Raw genomic sequence first — 14,745 nt, 5'->3', positions numbered from 1 at the left:
GGAGAGGTGGCAGTATCAGCGATAACATCGCCTGTCACACATGGGCGATACCATCGTCTCCATGGCACCGAACACGCAGCGGCGAGACATCACCCGGGACCGCATCGTGAAGACCGCGGCCGGCCTGCTGCGCGACCAGGGGCCGGCCGCGGTGACCACGCGCCGCGTGGCCCACGAGGCCGGGCTGCAGCCTCCTGCTCTCTACCGCTTCTTCCAGGGCAAGGACGACCTGCTGGATGCCGCTGCCGAGCATGTCTTCGCCGAACATGTGGCGAGCAAGCAGACCGCCGCTCCCTCGGACGACCCTGTAGAAGACCTCCGCGCCGGATGGAACACGCAGATCAGCTTCGGCCTGGCCAACCCGTACGTCTACGGCCTGCTGCTCGACCCGGCCCGCGCACGCCACACCCCGGCACAGGTCAAGGGTGTGCTGATCCTCGCCGAACGTGTGCACAGAATCGCCGCCGCCGGGCGCCTTCGGGTGAGCGAGGAACGCGCCGTCAACCTCATCCGCTCGGCGGGAATCGGAACCGTCCACACCCTGCTGACGCTGCCACCAGAGCAAAGCGACCCGCACCTGGCCGACGCCGCCTTCGACGCGATCGCTCGCGCCATCCTCACGGACGAGCCCGCTGTCCCCACCCAGGACCCGGCGGCCGTCGTTGCGACCTTCCGCACCCTCCTGCCCGAACTGCCCAGTCTCAGCAAAGCCGAAGCGGCGCTTCTCGACGAGTGGCTGCAACGCTGATCCAGCACCGCGCTAGGGCCCTGGCCACGATGGCAAGGTCGGTAGGGGTGGTACGAGTTGCCGAATCGACGCGGTCGACGTGTTCCGGGACGACCTGCCCACCATGCTGCTCTACCTCACCGGGTCCGCCTACGTGCTCCTCACCCTCGCCTTCCGGTCCCTGCTGCTCCCCGTGAAAGCACTGCTGACCGTCCTGCTGCCCACCGGAGTCGACCTGTCCACAGTGACCTGGGTCTTCCAGGAGGGCCACGGCGCCGGGCTCCTGGGATTCTCCCCGCCGGGCTTCGCGGGAGTCGTTGAGGGCCCTTTCATGACGCTCCTGTTGTTCGGGCTCGCCCTCGACCACGAGATGTTTCTCGCCCGCCGTGTCCGCGAGTACTACGACCTCACCGGTGACAACGACGAAGCCGTGGTTCTCGGCCTGGCCCGAACCGGTCGGATCATCACATCCGTCGCCGTCCTTGCCGCCTTCGCCACGAGCAGCGTCATCACCGTCAAAGAGGTCTTTCTCGGGCTGCCGGCGCTCGCAGTAACCGTCGACGCCACGCTGGCCCGCACCATCCTGGTCCCCACGACTCTGAAACTCTTGGGAGCCGCGAACTGATGGTTCCCCACTAGGTGGTTCACTCGCCGATCGGGCTCAAGCGAAGGCACTCCTGGTCAGCCGCGCCGTGAGAATTTCAGCGAGGCATGACACTTTTCAACCAGTACTGTCACCAATCCAATGCGGGAGGGGCTTAATCCATAGCGCGGCGAGTAGCTGTTTCTGGTCGGCCTACGGCGAGCGCATTCCGTAGGACGCACTCCGCGCGCCCCTTGCACTCCCAGCAGCCCTCGCGACCTTCCATGCGCCCATCCGCCATGGGCGACAAGGACCACCGCCGGTAGTTGAATTCAGATGTGGCGAAAAGTGCACTTAGGGCGATAGGCACGGACCAGGTACTAGACCGGCGGCGGCTGGCGGCGGCCTCAATAGTGGCTTTGGCTGGTGCGAGCGGACTGCTGTTGTGTATGGCTGATGGGGTGTTGGCGGTGTCCGTGGCGGGGGCCGGCGGTCCGTTCAAGGTGTCCGGCGAGCGGCTGGAGGGCGACGGATTCACGGAGATGACCGACACCGTGGTCGAGCGGAACGGAAGTCACCCGGTGGCGGTGGTGACCGCGGAACGGGCGTCGGTCTGGGGGTTGTGCGCCAGCCTGCTGATGCCCACGCCATTCGGCCCGTTCACCCTCCGCGGCGCCGCTGGACGCACCGCTCCCGTCCAAGCGACCGGGCTGATGGTCGACAGCGATCGGATCAGCGGCGCCGACACCACCTTGACCAACCTGCGCGTAGGGCTCCTGCCACACGGCGGCATCGGTGTCCGGGCCGGTCATGCGACCGTGGCCCGGCCCCGGTTCACCTCCTGGGTCGCCACTGCCGGAAGCTTCCGGGTGCGCGATGTGGACGTCACCATCAAGCCCGGTCGGGCGGAATGCTACTGATGCGGCTGCGTGATCGGGCATGGCGGCGTGGCCGCCCCTGGGGGGCCGCCGTGCTCGCCGTGCTGGGGTCGGTGGAGATAGTGCTGTTGCCGTTCTCCGGTGCCCCGGCGACGGTAACCGTGGCCGGGATCGTTGGCGGCGCGGGGTTGTCCACCAGCCTGCCGCTGCTGGCGGCTTCCCTGATGCTGATCACCCATCCGCAGCTGCATACCCCGGTTGGGCTGGTGGTGGTGGCACTCGCGCTGGTCGCCCTGGTGACCTGCAATGTGGGAGGCATGCTGCTGGGCAGCCTGCTGGCAGGCGCCGGTGGCGCATGGGGGTTCGCCTGGCTGCCGCCCGTTTCCCCGGACCGCCCGTGAGGTGGGTCGGATGGGCGGTGACGGTGCTGCTCAGCGGCGTGGCCGTGACGAGTTCCGGGCAAGCCTCGACGGGCGGGCCGCTGGCCGCATCTTCGCCCTCGCTGACCGTGCGGGCCCGGACCGTCAACGGCGGACCCGTCCACTGTGTCCGGCGCACGGAGGGCCACCGCCCACTTCTGCACTGCCGGTTCGCCCGCCTCGCTGTCACCGGGGCGGTGCTGACCACTCGCGCCCCAGACGGCGAGGTCACGGTGGAGTGCGCCCGCGCGGAACTCCCCGGCGTCGTCGAGGTGGACCTGACGGCCGTCAGCGGCCGGCTCTTCGGCGTGCTGCCGGTGCAGTGGGACGCGGCGCTTCCGGTACCCGTCACCGCCGCTCCGCCGGTGGCGCTGACAGATGTGACCGCCACCGTCACTGGCTTCACCATACGGAACGGCAGGCTCCGGTCCGTCGTGCAGCGCCGGTGACTGTCACGGCGGCTCGGCCACTGCACCGAAACGCCGTTTGCGGGCGGCGAAAGCCCTGATGAGTCCACGAAGTTGGTCACCGGTGAAGTCGGGCCAGAGGGTCTCCACGAAGAAGAACTCCGAATAGGCCGACTGCCATAACAGGAAGTTGGATACCCGCTGTTCCCCAGACGTACGGACGAGCATGTCCACATCAGGCAGGTCGGGCAGCAGAAGGTGGCGGGCGAAGACCTGCTCGTCGATGGCATCGGGTTCCAGTTGTCCGGCCAGCGTGGAGCGGGCCAGCGCCACGGCTGCCCGCATGATCTCGTCGCGGCCGCCGTAGTTCAGACAGAAGACAACGGTCATCGACCGGCCGTGCCGGGTCCGGAACTCCGCCTCGCGCAGCGCCTCGACCACATTCGGAGCCAGCCCTGCCTCTGCACCGCACCACCTCAGGCGAACGCCACGTTCGGAGTACTCGTCAATCGACCGCATGCTGTCGCAAGCCAGCCGCATCAGGGCAACCACCTCAGCCTCGGGCCGACGCCAGTTCTCAGTGGAGAAGACGAAGAGCGACAGATGACTGATGCCTTCATCGAGTGCCGCGTTCAGTACGGACCGGACGGCACGGACCCCCGCCTCGTGCCCGTTGATCCGAGGCAGACCTCGCGCGGTGGCCCACCGCCCGTTGCCATCCATGATGATGGCGATATGCCGAGGTCGGCCTGCGCGAGCCGAGGGCGCCGACGGAGCTACCACCGGGGATGCCTTGGCCCGAACAGCCACGCCACGGAGCAGCCATGCGGCAGCGGATATCCGCCAGTTCGAGTATCTACTCATCAACTACCCCTAATCGGACGCCTATTTGGAGCGTTACCTGGAAGGTGGATGCCGTATGCCCCAAACCATCCGGTCGGGCGAATCATTGGTGAGTTGTGGTGAAGAAGCGCACGCGCAGCAGCAATGTGACCGACCGGCTGGCCCTTTGGACGGGCCGGCTGTTCGCGCCCCCCGTCCTCCCGGTGGCCGCCGGATCCGCGCTCAGCTGGCGTGCATCCCTGCCGGCGTGGGGGATCACTGCCGCCGGGTGTGCAGCACTGGGGGTATCAGTCATCATCCTGGGCGCACACCGGGGTTGGTGGTCGGACGTGGAGCTGAGCCGCCGGGCGGAACGTCCGTTACCTCTCGCCTGCGCGACGGCCGGCGCCCTGGTGGTGTGGCTGGTCTGTTGGCGGCTCGGTGCCCCGCGTGAGCTGCTGGTTCCGGCGGTACTCGCCCCGCTGGGAGGCGCGGCGTTCCTGGTGTGCAGCCGTCGGGGCAAGGTCTCGCTGCACACCAGCGCCGCAGCCGGCGGGATCGCGCTGCTTTCGCTCGACGTGAGCGGGTGGTGCGCAGTAGTGGGACTCCCCCTGCTGGCGCTCATCGGCTGGTCACGGGTGCGGCTGCGAGCGCATAGCGCGCGTCAGGTGTGGGCGGGCGGGGCACTGGGCTCCGGACTCACCGCCGTGGTGCTGTGGCTGGCCGGCTGACCCAGGGCTCGGCCACCATCGGCAGCGCCCTGGGGCAGGGCCCGCGCGGTGGAGCCGTCGACATCGTCGTCCCGCAGAGGGGGGGCACAACCAGGGACCGCTTCGCTGCGGTAACCCCCGGAAACGGCGTTGGCCAGTACCGCCGTACGACGCGGGTGCTTCCCGCGCCGCACCGGCATCATGCCGCACGGACATCAAGTCACGTGAGACAACCTCTAAGCCTTGATTGGTGCGGCCGACCTGGCGGCCTGCTCGATCTTCGCGCAGTAGGCTGCACGGGCTTCCTCGTCGATCTGCTTCTCGTGTTCGGCGCGCATCCCGGTCCGGCCGTCCAGGCCCTCGCGCAGGATATCGGCGTGCCCGGTATGCCGGATGGACTCGCCGAGGACATGGACCATGATGGCGAACAGGTTCGTGTTGGGATGCGGCTCCGGCCACCACGGCACGTGGCCGGGGGCGTCGAGGGGAAGCTCGTTGATCGTCGCGTCCGAGTGTTCCCACGTGCGCCGGTAGAACCCGACGATCTGATCGCGGGTCTCGTCCTCGGTCGCCCACAGATCGCTGCCGTTGGAGTCCTGCCACCGGGGCAGCGGTTCCGGGGAAGGGCGGTCGAAGACGTCGCCGAAGTACCTGGCCTCGACGGTGGCCACGTGTTTGACCAGGCCGAGGAGGTTGGTCCCGGTCGCTGTCAAAGGTCGGCGGGCGTCGTATTCGGACAAGCCGTCGAGTTTCCAGAGCAGCGCCTTGCGGTCCCGCCGCAGTCTCCCGTGCAGGTGGTCTTTCGCGAATTCATCGATCATGCGGCATGAGCCTGTCATGGGCTGTGCGTGGTCTCAAGATCCCGTACGTGGTCCGCAACGACCGGCAGAGCCGAGGCCTGGCCATGGCCACCGCCCTGACCTGCTACAAGAAGCTCGCGAAACTTGCCAGGTGAGACAACCTCATAGTCGCCACGGCCTCCCCGCAGAGCCCGAAGCGGCGAGCCGGAACCACGCCCCACCGACTTGGAACCGCCCGCGCTCACGAGCACATGTGCGTCCGCCGGATCCCGTACGCGTCGCGTGTCATCGCAGGTCGTGGGCGCGGGCGTGGTCCCATGAACGGATGACAGCTGCGTCCGGCCCCCCGGTCAGCATCGCGCTGATCGATGGTGAGCACTACCCGCCTGTGACCGCCCGCGCGATCGCGGTACTTCGTGAGGCAGGTGAGCGTCCCGTACTGGCCCTGATGGCCGGCGGTCGGGAGAAACTCGGGCAGTGCCCGCTGGACGTCGGGGTGCCGGTCGAGATGCCGGCGGACATCGAGGCCGGGCTCGCCGAGGCGATCTCCCGTACCGGAGCGCGGACCGTCTTCGACCTGTCCGACGCTCCGATCCTGAGCAACGCGCGCCGCTGCCGGACGGCGTCCATCGCGCTCTGGCGAGGCGCCACCTATCGCGGCGCCGACTTCACCTTCACCCCTCCACCCCGCCCGCCGGTGGGCGACGTGCCGTCCGTGGCGGTGCTGGGCATGGGCAAGCGGATGGGCAAGACCGCACTGACCGGGCACGCCGCGCGCGTATGGCGTGCCGCCGGTCTGGCTCCGGTGGTCGTCGCGATGGGCCGCGGCGGTCCGGCCGAACCCCAAGTGATCGCCCCCGCAACACAGGTGAGCCCGCCCATGTTGCTCGACTGGATGGCACGGGGGCAGCACGCGGCCAGCGACTACATCGAAGACGCCCTGGTCGCAGGCGTGCCGACGGTGGGGACCTGGCGGGCGGGCGGGGGCTTCGCGGGGGCCACATTCGCCGACGACTACCGGCGAGCACTCGACCGCGCACTGGAGCTCGAGCCGGGGCTCCTCGTTCTTGAGTCCAGCGGCAGCGTGGTGCCGTCCGCCCACAGCGACACCGGGCTGCTGGTCGTCGGCGCGGAGACCGATCCCGCGGACCTGTCCGGCTATTTCGGCCTGTACCGCACCCTCCTGGCCGACCTTGTCGTGCTCACCAAGTGCGAGCAGGAAACCGACGAGCAGCAGCTCAAAGAACTGGACTCCATCGCCCGGGGATGCCTGTCCCGCCCCGAGGTGATCAGGACCGTGTTCCGCCCACACCCCGTCGGCGAGCTCGCGGGCAAGCGCGTGTGGTTCGCCACGACGGCACACCAGCGGTACGGTGCCGTGCTGCGCCAGCACCTTGAAGGCGTCCACGGGGCGGACGTGACCGGCATCAGCCACGCACTGTCCGACCGTCGACGTCTGCTCCTCGACCTGGAGGAGCCGGCGGCACGAAAGGCTGAGGTCCTGGCGGTGGAACTCAAAGCCGCGGCTGTGGACGTCGTCACCCGCCACGCCGCCGAGCGGGGCATCGAGACGGTATACGTCGACAACCGGCCGGTCGCCGCCGATGAGTCCGAGATCGACGAGACGCTCCTCGCTCTGGCCGCCACTGCCCGCCACCGGCAGGGACGATGACGTCGGCGCGGTGGGTGAGAGCGTGCCGGAGCCGTGCGATCTGAGCACCGTCGCGTCGAAGCGGCCCTCGCCCCCGGCGCCGGCCCACGCCACCTCGCGCTCGTCTTCGGCGGTGATGCTCGGCCGCTGAATCAACGAGGGGTGGGCGGCCCCCCTCGCGCAGGAGGGTCCGCTCCGCGGAAGCTGCTCGGGGAGGGAGCTACCGCTTGTGCCCGTGCTGCACGTCCAGGCACGGCGCCCAGCCGGCCTGGCAGGTCCTACGGCCCGCATGCGGGTGCCGGGGCTGAACTGGGCGCGGATGGAGACCGGCTGGTGGATCGCCATAGGGCCGCCGCGTTCGATCCGGGTGCAGCGACCGGGTGTCGGCTTCGTGGTGAGGGACTGTCAGTGGGTCGCCCTACGCTCCTGCTGTGAATATCTTCCATAACCCCAACAGCCATCCCGACCGCAACCCTGACAACATGTCAGGGAGGGTCTATCTCAGGCTGATAGCCGATGACATGCTGCCGCCGGAGATCGTCGACGCCTACGAATACGTGCGGCCCGTGGCGGAGGGTCTCGCCGAGGCCCTGTCCCTCGACCTGGGCGACGCCGTCAGCATGCTCAGGGACAGTGACGTGGCGCAGTACGGCGGGCTGGAGAAGCTGCGGGCGGCCGGACGGGCCAACCTCCTGGAGGATCCGTTCGAGTACGACACGGTCGAGCTCGATGACGGGACGGTCCTCCACCTCGTCGACGGCGACTCCCATTACGTGGGGAGCCAGGTGCTGGTGCTCGACGAGGTCATGCGGACCACACACGGGCACCCGCCGCCGCCCGAAGGCGTGCTGGTCGCCGTCCCCGGCCGGCACCACTTCGCCTTCCACCCGATCACGGACCACCATGCGGGCACAGCCGTCAAAGCCCTGGCGTCCTTCGGCCTCGAATCGTACGAAAACGACGCCGGCGAAGGGAACGGCCCCATCTCCCCGTACCTGTACTGGTGGCGTGACGGAACCCTGACCTCGCTGACCGCCTTCGACAACGGAGACGGCACGCTCACGATCGAGGTGCCGGGGGAGCTGGAGCCGATCATTGGCCCGCCGGCCTAGCGGCGCGACCTTGCGACTGCCCTCGGCTGCCGCGCGTCAACCGTCACCCTGCTCGATGTCCAGATGGATCGGGCCTCGAAGAACGGGGCTGGGCCGGTACGGCGGCGGGTCGGCGACGAGCCTGGGGCGGTCGAGCCGGCGTACCAACTCGGTCAGCGCGATCTGGGTTTCCCGCCGGGCCAGCGGGCCGCCGAAACACAGGTGGATGCCGCTGCCGAACCCCAGGTGCTGGTTGTCGTGCCGATCCGGGTCGAAGCGGTCCGGGTCGTGGAAGCGCTTCGGATCGCGGCTGCCTGAGGCCAGCATGAGCATGATCTGCGAGCCCTGGGGGATGACGGTGTCGGCGACGGTGACGTCGCTGTACGCCGTCCGCCAGGGAATGATCTGCACGGGGGGCTCGTAGCGCAGCAGTTCCTCGACCAGTGGCACGACGAGGTCCGGTTCGTCGCGCAGTCGTTGCAGCACCGGCGGGTGGCGCAGCAGCGTCAGCATGCCGTTGGTGATGAGGTTGACGACGGTCTCATGGCCGGCGATGAGGAGCAGTCTGGCGGCGGCGACGATTTCGGCGTCGGCCATTCGACCGTCGGGCCCGTCGTCGTTGGCCAGGCGTGACAGCAGGCCGTCTCCCGGCCGGCCGTGGCGCTGTTCCACCAACTCGCCGAGGCACTGGCGCAAGTCCTTGCGGGCCTGTACGCCCTTGTTCAGTTTCTCCTTCGGGTCGGTCTCGGGGTCGTAGTCGATCGAGTTCATGATGTCGTGCACCCAGAGGTGGAACCTCGGCTCTTCCTCTCGTGGCACGCCGAGCAAGTGGCAGGTCACGGTCAGGGGGAATGAGAAGGCGAAATCGTCGACGACGTCGATCTGCTCCTTGCCCGCCAGGTCGTCGATGAGGTTGCCGGTGGTGGCGGTCAGGAAGCCTTCAAGTCCGGTCACCAGCCCAGGGGTGTGCGGGGGGCCGAAGTGACGCATCGCCATACGCCGCAGGCGATCGTGCTCGGGCGAGTCCATGTGGATGAACGTCGACGTGGCCCCTTCCTCGGGTGGAGGCGGCGGACGCGACAGATTGCGCAGGTCGGAACTCAGATGCGGGTCGTTCAGTACGTCCGTGATCTCGCGATAGGTGCTGATGACGTAGCTGCCGTCCTCCTGCCGAGCCACCGGCGTCTTACGCAACTCGGCATACAGCGGGTAGGGGTCGGCCCGGGCGGAGTAGTCGAAGATCCGTTGCAGCGTCGCGGGCGTCCCGGTCTTGGGCGCCCCGGTCGTGGGCGTCGAGCCCTCCTCCTGCCGATGCTGGTGCACGGCCGTGACGCGGCGCTCACCCGGGTCTTGGCCTGTGACGAGCGCCGTGGCGCCCTGCTCGAGCAGGGCGGGGCCGGGCAAGTCGACGGGCAGGGGCTTCATGTCGGCCGGCTGATCCGGCGTGGGGCAGGGGGGCGGGAACGGTGCGGCCGCCTCGATCAACCTTCGGTAGTGGTCCAGCCACTTACCGTTGTTGAAGCTCACGGCAGCGGTGACGCGGCCCCGATAGCCATACGCGGTGACGAAACGGTGGTCGTCGAGCGATCCCTGGGTGACGACCACCTCGTCGGCGAAGGTCGGCACGCCGACGGACTTGATGTTGACGCCGAACTGGATCGACCAGAACAGCGGGATGGACAGGTGGGGCCGGCAGTCCGCCTGGGCACTGACCATGTTGTGTGCCACGACCTCTGCTTGCTCCACGGCGTTGGCCCAGTGCTCCTGTGAGATGAGCCGGTGTTCGTAGAGGGGGTGCGGGCAACGTGCCACGTCTCCCGCGGCGAAGACGTCGTCGGTGGCGCGGCCATTGATGTCGAGGGCGCGGCAGCCCGTGTCACAGGTGATACCCCACACGCCCGCCGCCAGTCCCGACCCCCGCAGCCACTCGGTGTTGCGGATGCTCCCGAGTGCCACCACCGCCACATCGGCCTCGACCGTACTGCCGTCGTCGAAGTGAGCACGGCGAAACCGTCCCGGCGCGTCGCCCTCCAGCCGGGCGACCTTGACACCGCACCGCAGGTCGACACCGTGAGCGCGCTGCATACCGGCCGCAACCTCGCCGATCATGGCGCCGAGCGCCCCGACCAGCGGGGCCGGCGCGAGTTCGGCGACGGTCACCGGGATGTCCCGCTCGCGGCAGACGGAGGCGATCTCGGAGCCGGTGAATCCCGCACCGATGACCAGCACACGGGAGGGCCCGGCGGCGAGGGCCCGCTGCAGGCTCTCGGCATGCTCGCGTGTACGTACGACGAACACCCCGTCCAGGGCCGCCTCGGGCTCGACGAACCACGGCCGGGCCCGTACCCCGGTTGAGATCAGCACCCGGTCGAAGGGAACCTCGCGTCCGTCGGCGAGACGCACGTGCTTCGTCGCGAGGTCCAGCCCGCTGGCCGGCACCCCCAGCAGCCACTCCGCATCGATGTCACGACGGCGGGGCAAAGTGGTGCCCCGGGCCGGCACCCACCCGGTCAGTACTTGCTTGGACAGGGGAGGCCGATCGTAGGGCTCGCCCAACTCGTCACCGATCATGGTCAACGATCCGGTGAAACCCTCGTCGCGCAGAGCCTCCGCGGTCCGCAACCCCGCCAGCGAAGCCCCGACGACCACGATGCGGCCATCGCGCTTGAACGCACGCAGGTCGTCGGCACTGGTCATGACGGCGACGCCTCCGCCGGTGCGTGCCGCGCCGCCGGCTGGTCGACCAGGACCGCCTGGACCGGACAGGCCGCCACGGCGCGTAGCACCTGGTCGCGCTGGGCGTCGTCGGGGTTCGGGGCGTATATGAGCGCTTCCTCACCGTGCACCCGGAACACCTCCGGAGCCAGGAACGCGCACTGGGGAGGATCCGGCCACTGCCCACCCCCGCGAGGGGCGAGGGGGCGCACCGCGCTCGTCGGGTCTCCATGGAAGGAATTGGTCATCGCGGCTAAGACGATCGGCGCCGGACCAGGGACGTATCCCTGGTTGCGGCAGCATTTTGGTTACGCAAGCGACGCTGTTTTGGATTGCCGTTCCGACGGAAACCGTGTGGCACGGTGCGCCGGAATACCGTCCCGGAATCAGCCTAACAGCGGCCCCGATACCGGCGAGTCCGATGGCCGGGGAGGCAAACGCCTGCTCTCACGTTGACATCAACGACGCTGGACAGCGGCGTACCTTGTGGGTGGAGAACCGGCGTGCGCGGCACGGCAGCGAGACGCCGACCTCGTTACGACGATCAACGGTGCGACGGAGCACGGCGGGCAACACCTGCCTCGGCGTGCCTGTCGGCCTCGTGCGCACAGCAGCGTGATCAAATAGGGCATGGCATCGTCCTGGACCGGTAATCGGGTACGCCTGCGCGCTGTGGAACCCGACGACTGGACGGAGTTCGCGCGTTTCGCCGACGATGACGGGCAGCGAAGGGGCCGGCTGGATCTGCCGCGGTCCGCCGAGAGCTACCGTGCCTGGGCGAAGGAGCAGGCCGTTGCCGAGTGCGATGACGACCGCTTCCGGTTGGCGGTCGAAGCGACGGCCACGGGAGAACTGGTCGGTACAGTCGCCTCCCATCGCACCGGCCCTCGCTCAGGCTGGTTCGAATGCGATATCACCATCGGCGCCGACCACCGGCACAAGGGCTACGCGACGGAAGCCGTGGTGCTGCTGCTGCGCTTCATGTTCGCCGAGCGGCGCTATCACAAATGCCTGGCGTCGATTTTGGCCCACAACCAGGCATCGCTGGCACTCTTTCGCGGGCTCGGCTTCACCGAGGAGGGGCGCTTGCGGGAGCACGTCTTCTTCGCCGGCCGGCACCACGAACTCGTCATGATGGGCATGCTCGTCAACGAGTTCGACCGGCGACACACGATGAGCAGACCATGAGCCGGTGATCCGAGCGCGTATGGAGCGGCACTCGGACTTGATCGACGTGAGTTGTTCGCGGATGGAGGCTGCCTGCCACCGACAGCAGGACCGAGCAGGACTGCCCTTAGCCGCGCAAGGTGGCACGCAGGTGCAGGCCGGCGGTTGCGAGACCTTCGAAGGTGGTGAGCCGGTAGCCGGCTTCCGCGCCGGGCGGCTCGCTCAAGTGGTAGAGGCGGGCGGTCTGCGCGGTCATGAGCGTGAGCATGGCCATGGCAAGAGCGGCGCCCTCGCAGCCGTGCGGCCCGGTACCGAAGGCGAGGAAGACCCCGGGTTTCGCCGGCGAGCCCGAATCGTCGAGCCAGCGCTCCGGCCGGAACCGGTCCGGCTCGGGGTGCTCCCGTGCGTCGCGGTGGGCGGTGTAGGGGCAGACCAGAACGGTGGCCCCGGCGTCAATGGTGTAGTCGGCGAGCTGAGTCTGCCGTGTGGAGCGCCGGGTGAGCAGCCAGCTCGGGGGGTGCAGTCGGAGCACTTCGCGTACCAGCGCCTGGGTGTATCGCAGGTTGTCGAGGTGGGTGCTGGTCGTCGTGGCCGGGTCGGCGGGCAGCAGAGCGGCTTCGGCCGCGACGCGGTCCGCGGCCTGGGGGTATCGGGCGAGGTGGAGCAGGATCCATCCGGCTGCCCGGGAGGGTGTCTCGAAGGTGGCGACGGTGATTCCGGGGAGGGTGTCGAGGACGGCTTCTTCCGACAGCGGGCCGTAGCGGGAGGAGGGCCGGAGCATCTGTCCCAGCACGTCGTCACCGAGCCGGCCCGATGAACGGCGTCGGCGAACGACGGGCCGCAAAGCGTTGGTGAAGGCGACTTGCCGCCGTGTGCGGAACCGCCGTGCCGGCGTGGGGATCCAGCGCGGCCACACCCAGCGCGAGGGGCGTACGAGCACCTCCCGGGCCACGAAGAGCTGCCAGGCGAAGGGCAGCAAGGCGGGAGCGTCTTCGGAGAAGAGGTAGCGCACGCCGATCTCTGCCAGGACGGGCCGGACCAGGGGCAGAATCTCGACGTCCCGGCCTGTGGGCCACTGGTCGGCGAATCGAGCGGTCCCTGGCGCGATCTCACCGATCCGGGCCGCAACCGCCTGCGGGCGCAGTCCCCGCATGCGGGCGGCGCGAGCGTGCGCACGCTCCTCGGGCATCGGCGCTCCGCCGGCCCGCTTCAGCGGCGGGAAGAGAGGCGAGGACGGCTTGGGGAAGTCCTGCGCGCGGTGCAGGACCGCTTCGCAAACCCCGGCCGTAGCGGCTACGTAGACACCCGGCTCCAGCTGCCAGACGTCACCGCACTCGTCAGCGCCACGGCGCGCCAGACCCAGCCGGTCGCGGCTCCAGGCCGCGAAGCTGCCTCCGGTCAACCGCGGCGGCTCATTCACTCGGCCCATGGGATCGCCCCCGACTTCTCGTACCAGTCAGGCCGATATCGTCGGCAGCGCGGCCAGGAGCCGGCGGGAACCTGGGGCGCCCGCCGACCGTGTGGTCACACCCTGTCGTCGCCGGTGTGCGTGCCCCAGTCGTGGGCTCCGTACGCACCGTAGTTGCGGGTGAAGGACAACTTGGCGAGCAGCTTGGCGATCATGAGGCACTCCTCTCGCTTGCCTTCAGCGCCATGTGCCGCACATTCATTTGTGCCGTACATTCATTTTTTTCTCACACATAGCACGTATGTCGCATTTTAGAGCATCAGCGGCATGTGTGGATGAATGGCACGGCTTTCGCGCGAACCGGTCACCTCGGATTGGGGGCCCCGACCCTGATGGCCCTGAACACCCGGAGTGTCCGCGCGGCCGCCGGGATCCCCGCGTCCACGACTGGCCGGGACGCCGCGATACGGGTTCCGGGCCGCAAGCGGGGCCTTGCCGTGTACGTGCTCGGACTGGTGAGCGGTGGTCATCCTCGCCGCGAGCGCACGCACAGGCTCGCCGGCCGGACCGCCCGTTGGCGAACGGCGTGATCACATCTCACTCAGCAGTTACGGGACAACGCTTAGCCATCGGCGCTGGTGTAGTAGCTGCACTTGTCTGCGAGGACCAAGCCGCGTTGCCAACTCCCCTGCTACACAAGGCAGTTGGCACGAAGATCATTGACAACACCGGAGCCGAGACCCTAGGCTCGGCCGCCAACTACCGGCTATAAACCCGTTATTCATCATCTGGTTGGAACAACTGTGGAGGTAATTCAGTGAGGACCAAGCGACTGGTCGGTGCGGCCATTGCAGGAGCAGCATTGTCGGCTATTGTCGCCGCGCCTGCGATGGCGGATACCGCGGTCACCGGCGGCAACGTGGAAATGGTCATATTCGGCAGCGGTTACCACGTCAGCAAGGTCACGATTCACGGCGTTCCGGAACTTCAGGGGCCCGCGCAGTACGAGTTCATCTACTCCGCCACGACCTCGCCCACCAAGACGTACACGATGATTTGCGGCGGTAGCGGCACGGGCAACAGCTGTAGTCACAACTTCACCATCAACGCCACGTACTCGCACGGGGTCGGCATCAAGAGCTGCGGTCAGATCAAGCGCATCGACAACAACCAGAGCATGGGGGTTGCCTGCAAGAAGTGGTGATTCGGTGAACTCGACTGAGCAGAGCCAGCCATTACTCGGCGGCATTGCTCAGTCGTTCCCATGAGTGGACTGATCGGCCGGCCCAATCTGGGCCGACGTACGACGGCGGGCGACCACGAGGGTGCCACCGGGCCCGTGCGTCGGCTTGTCCGAGGGATCGTGG

At 68.4% G+C, this 14,745-nt stretch carries 15 protein-coding genes and 2 pseudogenes; 11 read left to right on the top strand and 6 right to left on the bottom strand.

Features of this window, described 5'->3' with window-relative positions:
* Nucleotides 1–40 precede the first annotated feature (40 nt).
* The 5 genes from AC0680_RS19110 to AC0680_RS19090 all read left to right on the top strand — a co-directional run bounded on the left by AC0680_RS19110 (nt 41) and on the right by AC0680_RS19090 (nt 3,056).
* The gene (locus AC0680_RS19110) at nt 41–748 is read left to right on the top strand and encodes a TetR/AcrR family transcriptional regulator (protein ID WP_478630005.1); all 708 of its coding nucleotides are present in this window, start codon (nt 41–43) and stop codon (nt 746–748) included.
* A 79-nt stretch (nt 749–827) separates the two neighbouring features.
* The gene (locus AC0680_RS19105) at nt 828–1,352 is read left to right on the top strand and encodes an MMPL family transporter (RefSeq protein WP_478630003.1); all 525 of its coding nucleotides are present in this window, start codon (nt 828–830) and stop codon (nt 1,350–1,352) included.
* A 407-nt stretch (nt 1,353–1,759) separates the two neighbouring features.
* A complete protein-coding gene (locus tag AC0680_RS19100) occupies nt 1,760–2,230 on the top strand; it encodes a DUF6230 family protein (protein ID WP_478630000.1) in 471 nt (156 codons plus the stop codon).
* On the top strand, nt 2,221–2,589 hold the full coding sequence (locus AC0680_RS19095) for a DUF6114 domain-containing protein (protein WP_478629997.1): 369 nt from the start codon (nt 2,221–2,223) through the stop codon (nt 2,587–2,589). Before AC0680_RS19100 ends, AC0680_RS19095 begins: the two co-directional genes overlap by 10 nt.
* Nucleotides 2,586–3,056, top strand: coding sequence for a hypothetical protein (locus tag AC0680_RS19090; RefSeq protein WP_478629995.1), 471 nt, complete (start codon nt 2,586–2,588; stop codon nt 3,054–3,056). The genes AC0680_RS19095 and AC0680_RS19090 overlap by 4 nt, the downstream gene beginning before the upstream one ends.
* Before the next feature lie 3 nt (nt 3,057–3,059).
* Here AC0680_RS19090 and uppS read toward each other — a convergent pair whose 3' ends face one another.
* The gene (gene uppS, locus AC0680_RS19085; RefSeq protein ID WP_478629993.1) at nt 3,060–3,878 is read right to left on the bottom strand and encodes a polyprenyl diphosphate synthase; all 819 of its coding nucleotides are present in this window, start codon (nt 3,876–3,878) and stop codon (nt 3,060–3,062) included.
* A 98-nt stretch (nt 3,879–3,976) separates the two neighbouring features.
* Between uppS and AC0680_RS19080 the strand changes: the two genes are divergently transcribed.
* Nucleotides 3,977–4,567, top strand: coding sequence for a hypothetical protein (locus AC0680_RS19080; RefSeq protein ID WP_478629991.1), 591 nt, complete (start codon nt 3,977–3,979; stop codon nt 4,565–4,567).
* A gap of 215 nt (nt 4,568–4,782) precedes the next feature.
* Here AC0680_RS19080 and AC0680_RS19075 read toward each other — a convergent pair whose 3' ends face one another.
* On the bottom strand, nt 4,783–5,367 hold the full coding sequence (locus tag AC0680_RS19075) for a DinB family protein (RefSeq protein WP_478629989.1): 585 nt from the start codon (nt 5,365–5,367) through the stop codon (nt 4,783–4,785).
* A 304-nt stretch (nt 5,368–5,671) separates the two neighbouring features.
* Between AC0680_RS19075 and AC0680_RS19070 the strand changes: the two genes are divergently transcribed.
* Nucleotides 5,672–7,018, top strand: coding sequence for a hypothetical protein (locus AC0680_RS19070; RefSeq protein WP_478629987.1), 1,347 nt, complete (start codon nt 5,672–5,674; stop codon nt 7,016–7,018).
* A 410-nt stretch (nt 7,019–7,428) separates the two neighbouring features.
* Entirely contained in the window at nt 7,429–8,109 is a 681-nt protein-coding gene (locus AC0680_RS19065; protein ID WP_478629985.1) for a hypothetical protein, read from the top strand.
* 36 nt (nt 8,110–8,145) lie between these two features.
* On the opposite strand, the gene AC0680_RS19060 is transcribed toward AC0680_RS19065, so the two are convergent.
* The 3 genes and pseudogenes from AC0680_RS19060 to AC0680_RS19050 all read right to left on the bottom strand — a co-directional run bounded on the left by AC0680_RS19060 (nt 8,146) and on the right by AC0680_RS19050 (nt 11,051).
* Nucleotides 8,146–9,267 (bottom strand): cytochrome P450, encoded by a 1,122-nt coding sequence (locus tag AC0680_RS19060; RefSeq protein ID WP_478630124.1) that lies wholly within the window; start codon nt 9,265–9,267, stop codon nt 8,146–8,148.
* A gap of 147 nt (nt 9,268–9,414) precedes the next feature.
* Nucleotides 9,415–10,785 (bottom strand): annotated as a pseudogene (locus AC0680_RS19055) (NAD(P)/FAD-dependent oxidoreductase); the annotation flags it as partial.
* The gene (locus AC0680_RS19050) at nt 10,782–11,051 is read right to left on the bottom strand and encodes a ferredoxin (protein WP_478629983.1); all 270 of its coding nucleotides are present in this window, start codon (nt 11,049–11,051) and stop codon (nt 10,782–10,784) included. The pseudogene AC0680_RS19055 and the gene AC0680_RS19050, both read right to left, overlap by 4 nt.
* A gap of 382 nt (nt 11,052–11,433) precedes the next feature.
* Between AC0680_RS19050 and AC0680_RS19045 the strand changes: the two genes are divergently transcribed.
* Entirely contained in the window at nt 11,434–11,991 is a 558-nt protein-coding gene (locus tag AC0680_RS19045) for a GNAT family N-acetyltransferase (protein ID WP_478629980.1), read from the top strand.
* A gap of 106 nt (nt 11,992–12,097) precedes the next feature.
* Here the strand turns inward: AC0680_RS19045 and AC0680_RS19040 are convergent, their stop codons facing one another.
* Nucleotides 12,098–13,372 (bottom strand): cytochrome P450, encoded by a 1,275-nt coding sequence (locus AC0680_RS19040; protein ID WP_478629978.1) that lies wholly within the window; start codon nt 13,370–13,372, stop codon nt 12,098–12,100.
* Between the two features lie 389 nt (nt 13,373–13,761).
* On the opposite strand from AC0680_RS19040, the pseudogene AC0680_RS19035 reads away from it, so the two are divergent.
* Together AC0680_RS19035 and AC0680_RS19030 are read left to right on the top strand one after the other, a co-directional pair.
* A pseudogene (locus tag AC0680_RS19035) lies at nt 13,762–13,921 on the top strand (IS5/IS1182 family transposase); the annotation flags it as partial.
* A 274-nt stretch (nt 13,922–14,195) separates the two neighbouring features.
* Nucleotides 14,196–14,582, top strand: a complete 387-nt coding sequence (locus AC0680_RS19030; RefSeq protein WP_478629975.1) for a hypothetical protein — start codon at nt 14,196–14,198, stop codon at nt 14,580–14,582.
* The last annotated feature ends 163 nt before the right edge of the window (nt 14,583–14,745 follow it).

The sequence above is a fragment of the Streptomyces sp. NPDC043738 genome (assembly GCF_056436545.1).
This window is presented reverse-complemented; position numbering and strand designations above follow the sequence as displayed.

What these genes read in the sequence shown, in the direction of transcription:
- AC0680_RS19110 (WP_478630005.1), top strand. Translation starts at nt 41, where the DNA reads ATGGGCGATACCATCGTCTCCATGGCACCGAACACGCAGCGGCGAGAC.
- AC0680_RS19100 (WP_478630000.1), top strand. Translation starts at nt 1,760, where the DNA reads ATGGCTGATGGGGTGTTGGCGGTGTCCGTGGCGGGGGCCGGCGGTCCG.
- AC0680_RS19095 (WP_478629997.1), top strand. Translation starts at nt 2,221, where the DNA reads ATGCTACTGATGCGGCTGCGTGATCGGGCATGGCGGCGTGGCCGCCCC.
- uppS (WP_478629993.1), bottom strand. Translation starts at nt 3,878, where the DNA reads ATGAGTAGATACTCGAACTGGCGGATATCCGCTGCCGCATGGCTGCTC.
- AC0680_RS19075 (WP_478629989.1), bottom strand. Translation starts at nt 5,367, where the DNA reads ATGATCGATGAATTCGCGAAAGACCACCTGCACGGGAGACTGCGGCGG.
- AC0680_RS19070 (WP_478629987.1), top strand. Translation starts at nt 5,672, where the DNA reads ATGACAGCTGCGTCCGGCCCCCCGGTCAGCATCGCGCTGATCGATGGT.
- AC0680_RS19050 (WP_478629983.1), bottom strand. Translation starts at nt 11,051, where the DNA reads ATGACCAATTCCTTCCATGGAGACCCGACGAGCGCGGTGCGCCCCCTC.
- AC0680_RS19045 (WP_478629980.1), top strand. Translation starts at nt 11,434, where the DNA reads ATGGCATCGTCCTGGACCGGTAATCGGGTACGCCTGCGCGCTGTGGAA.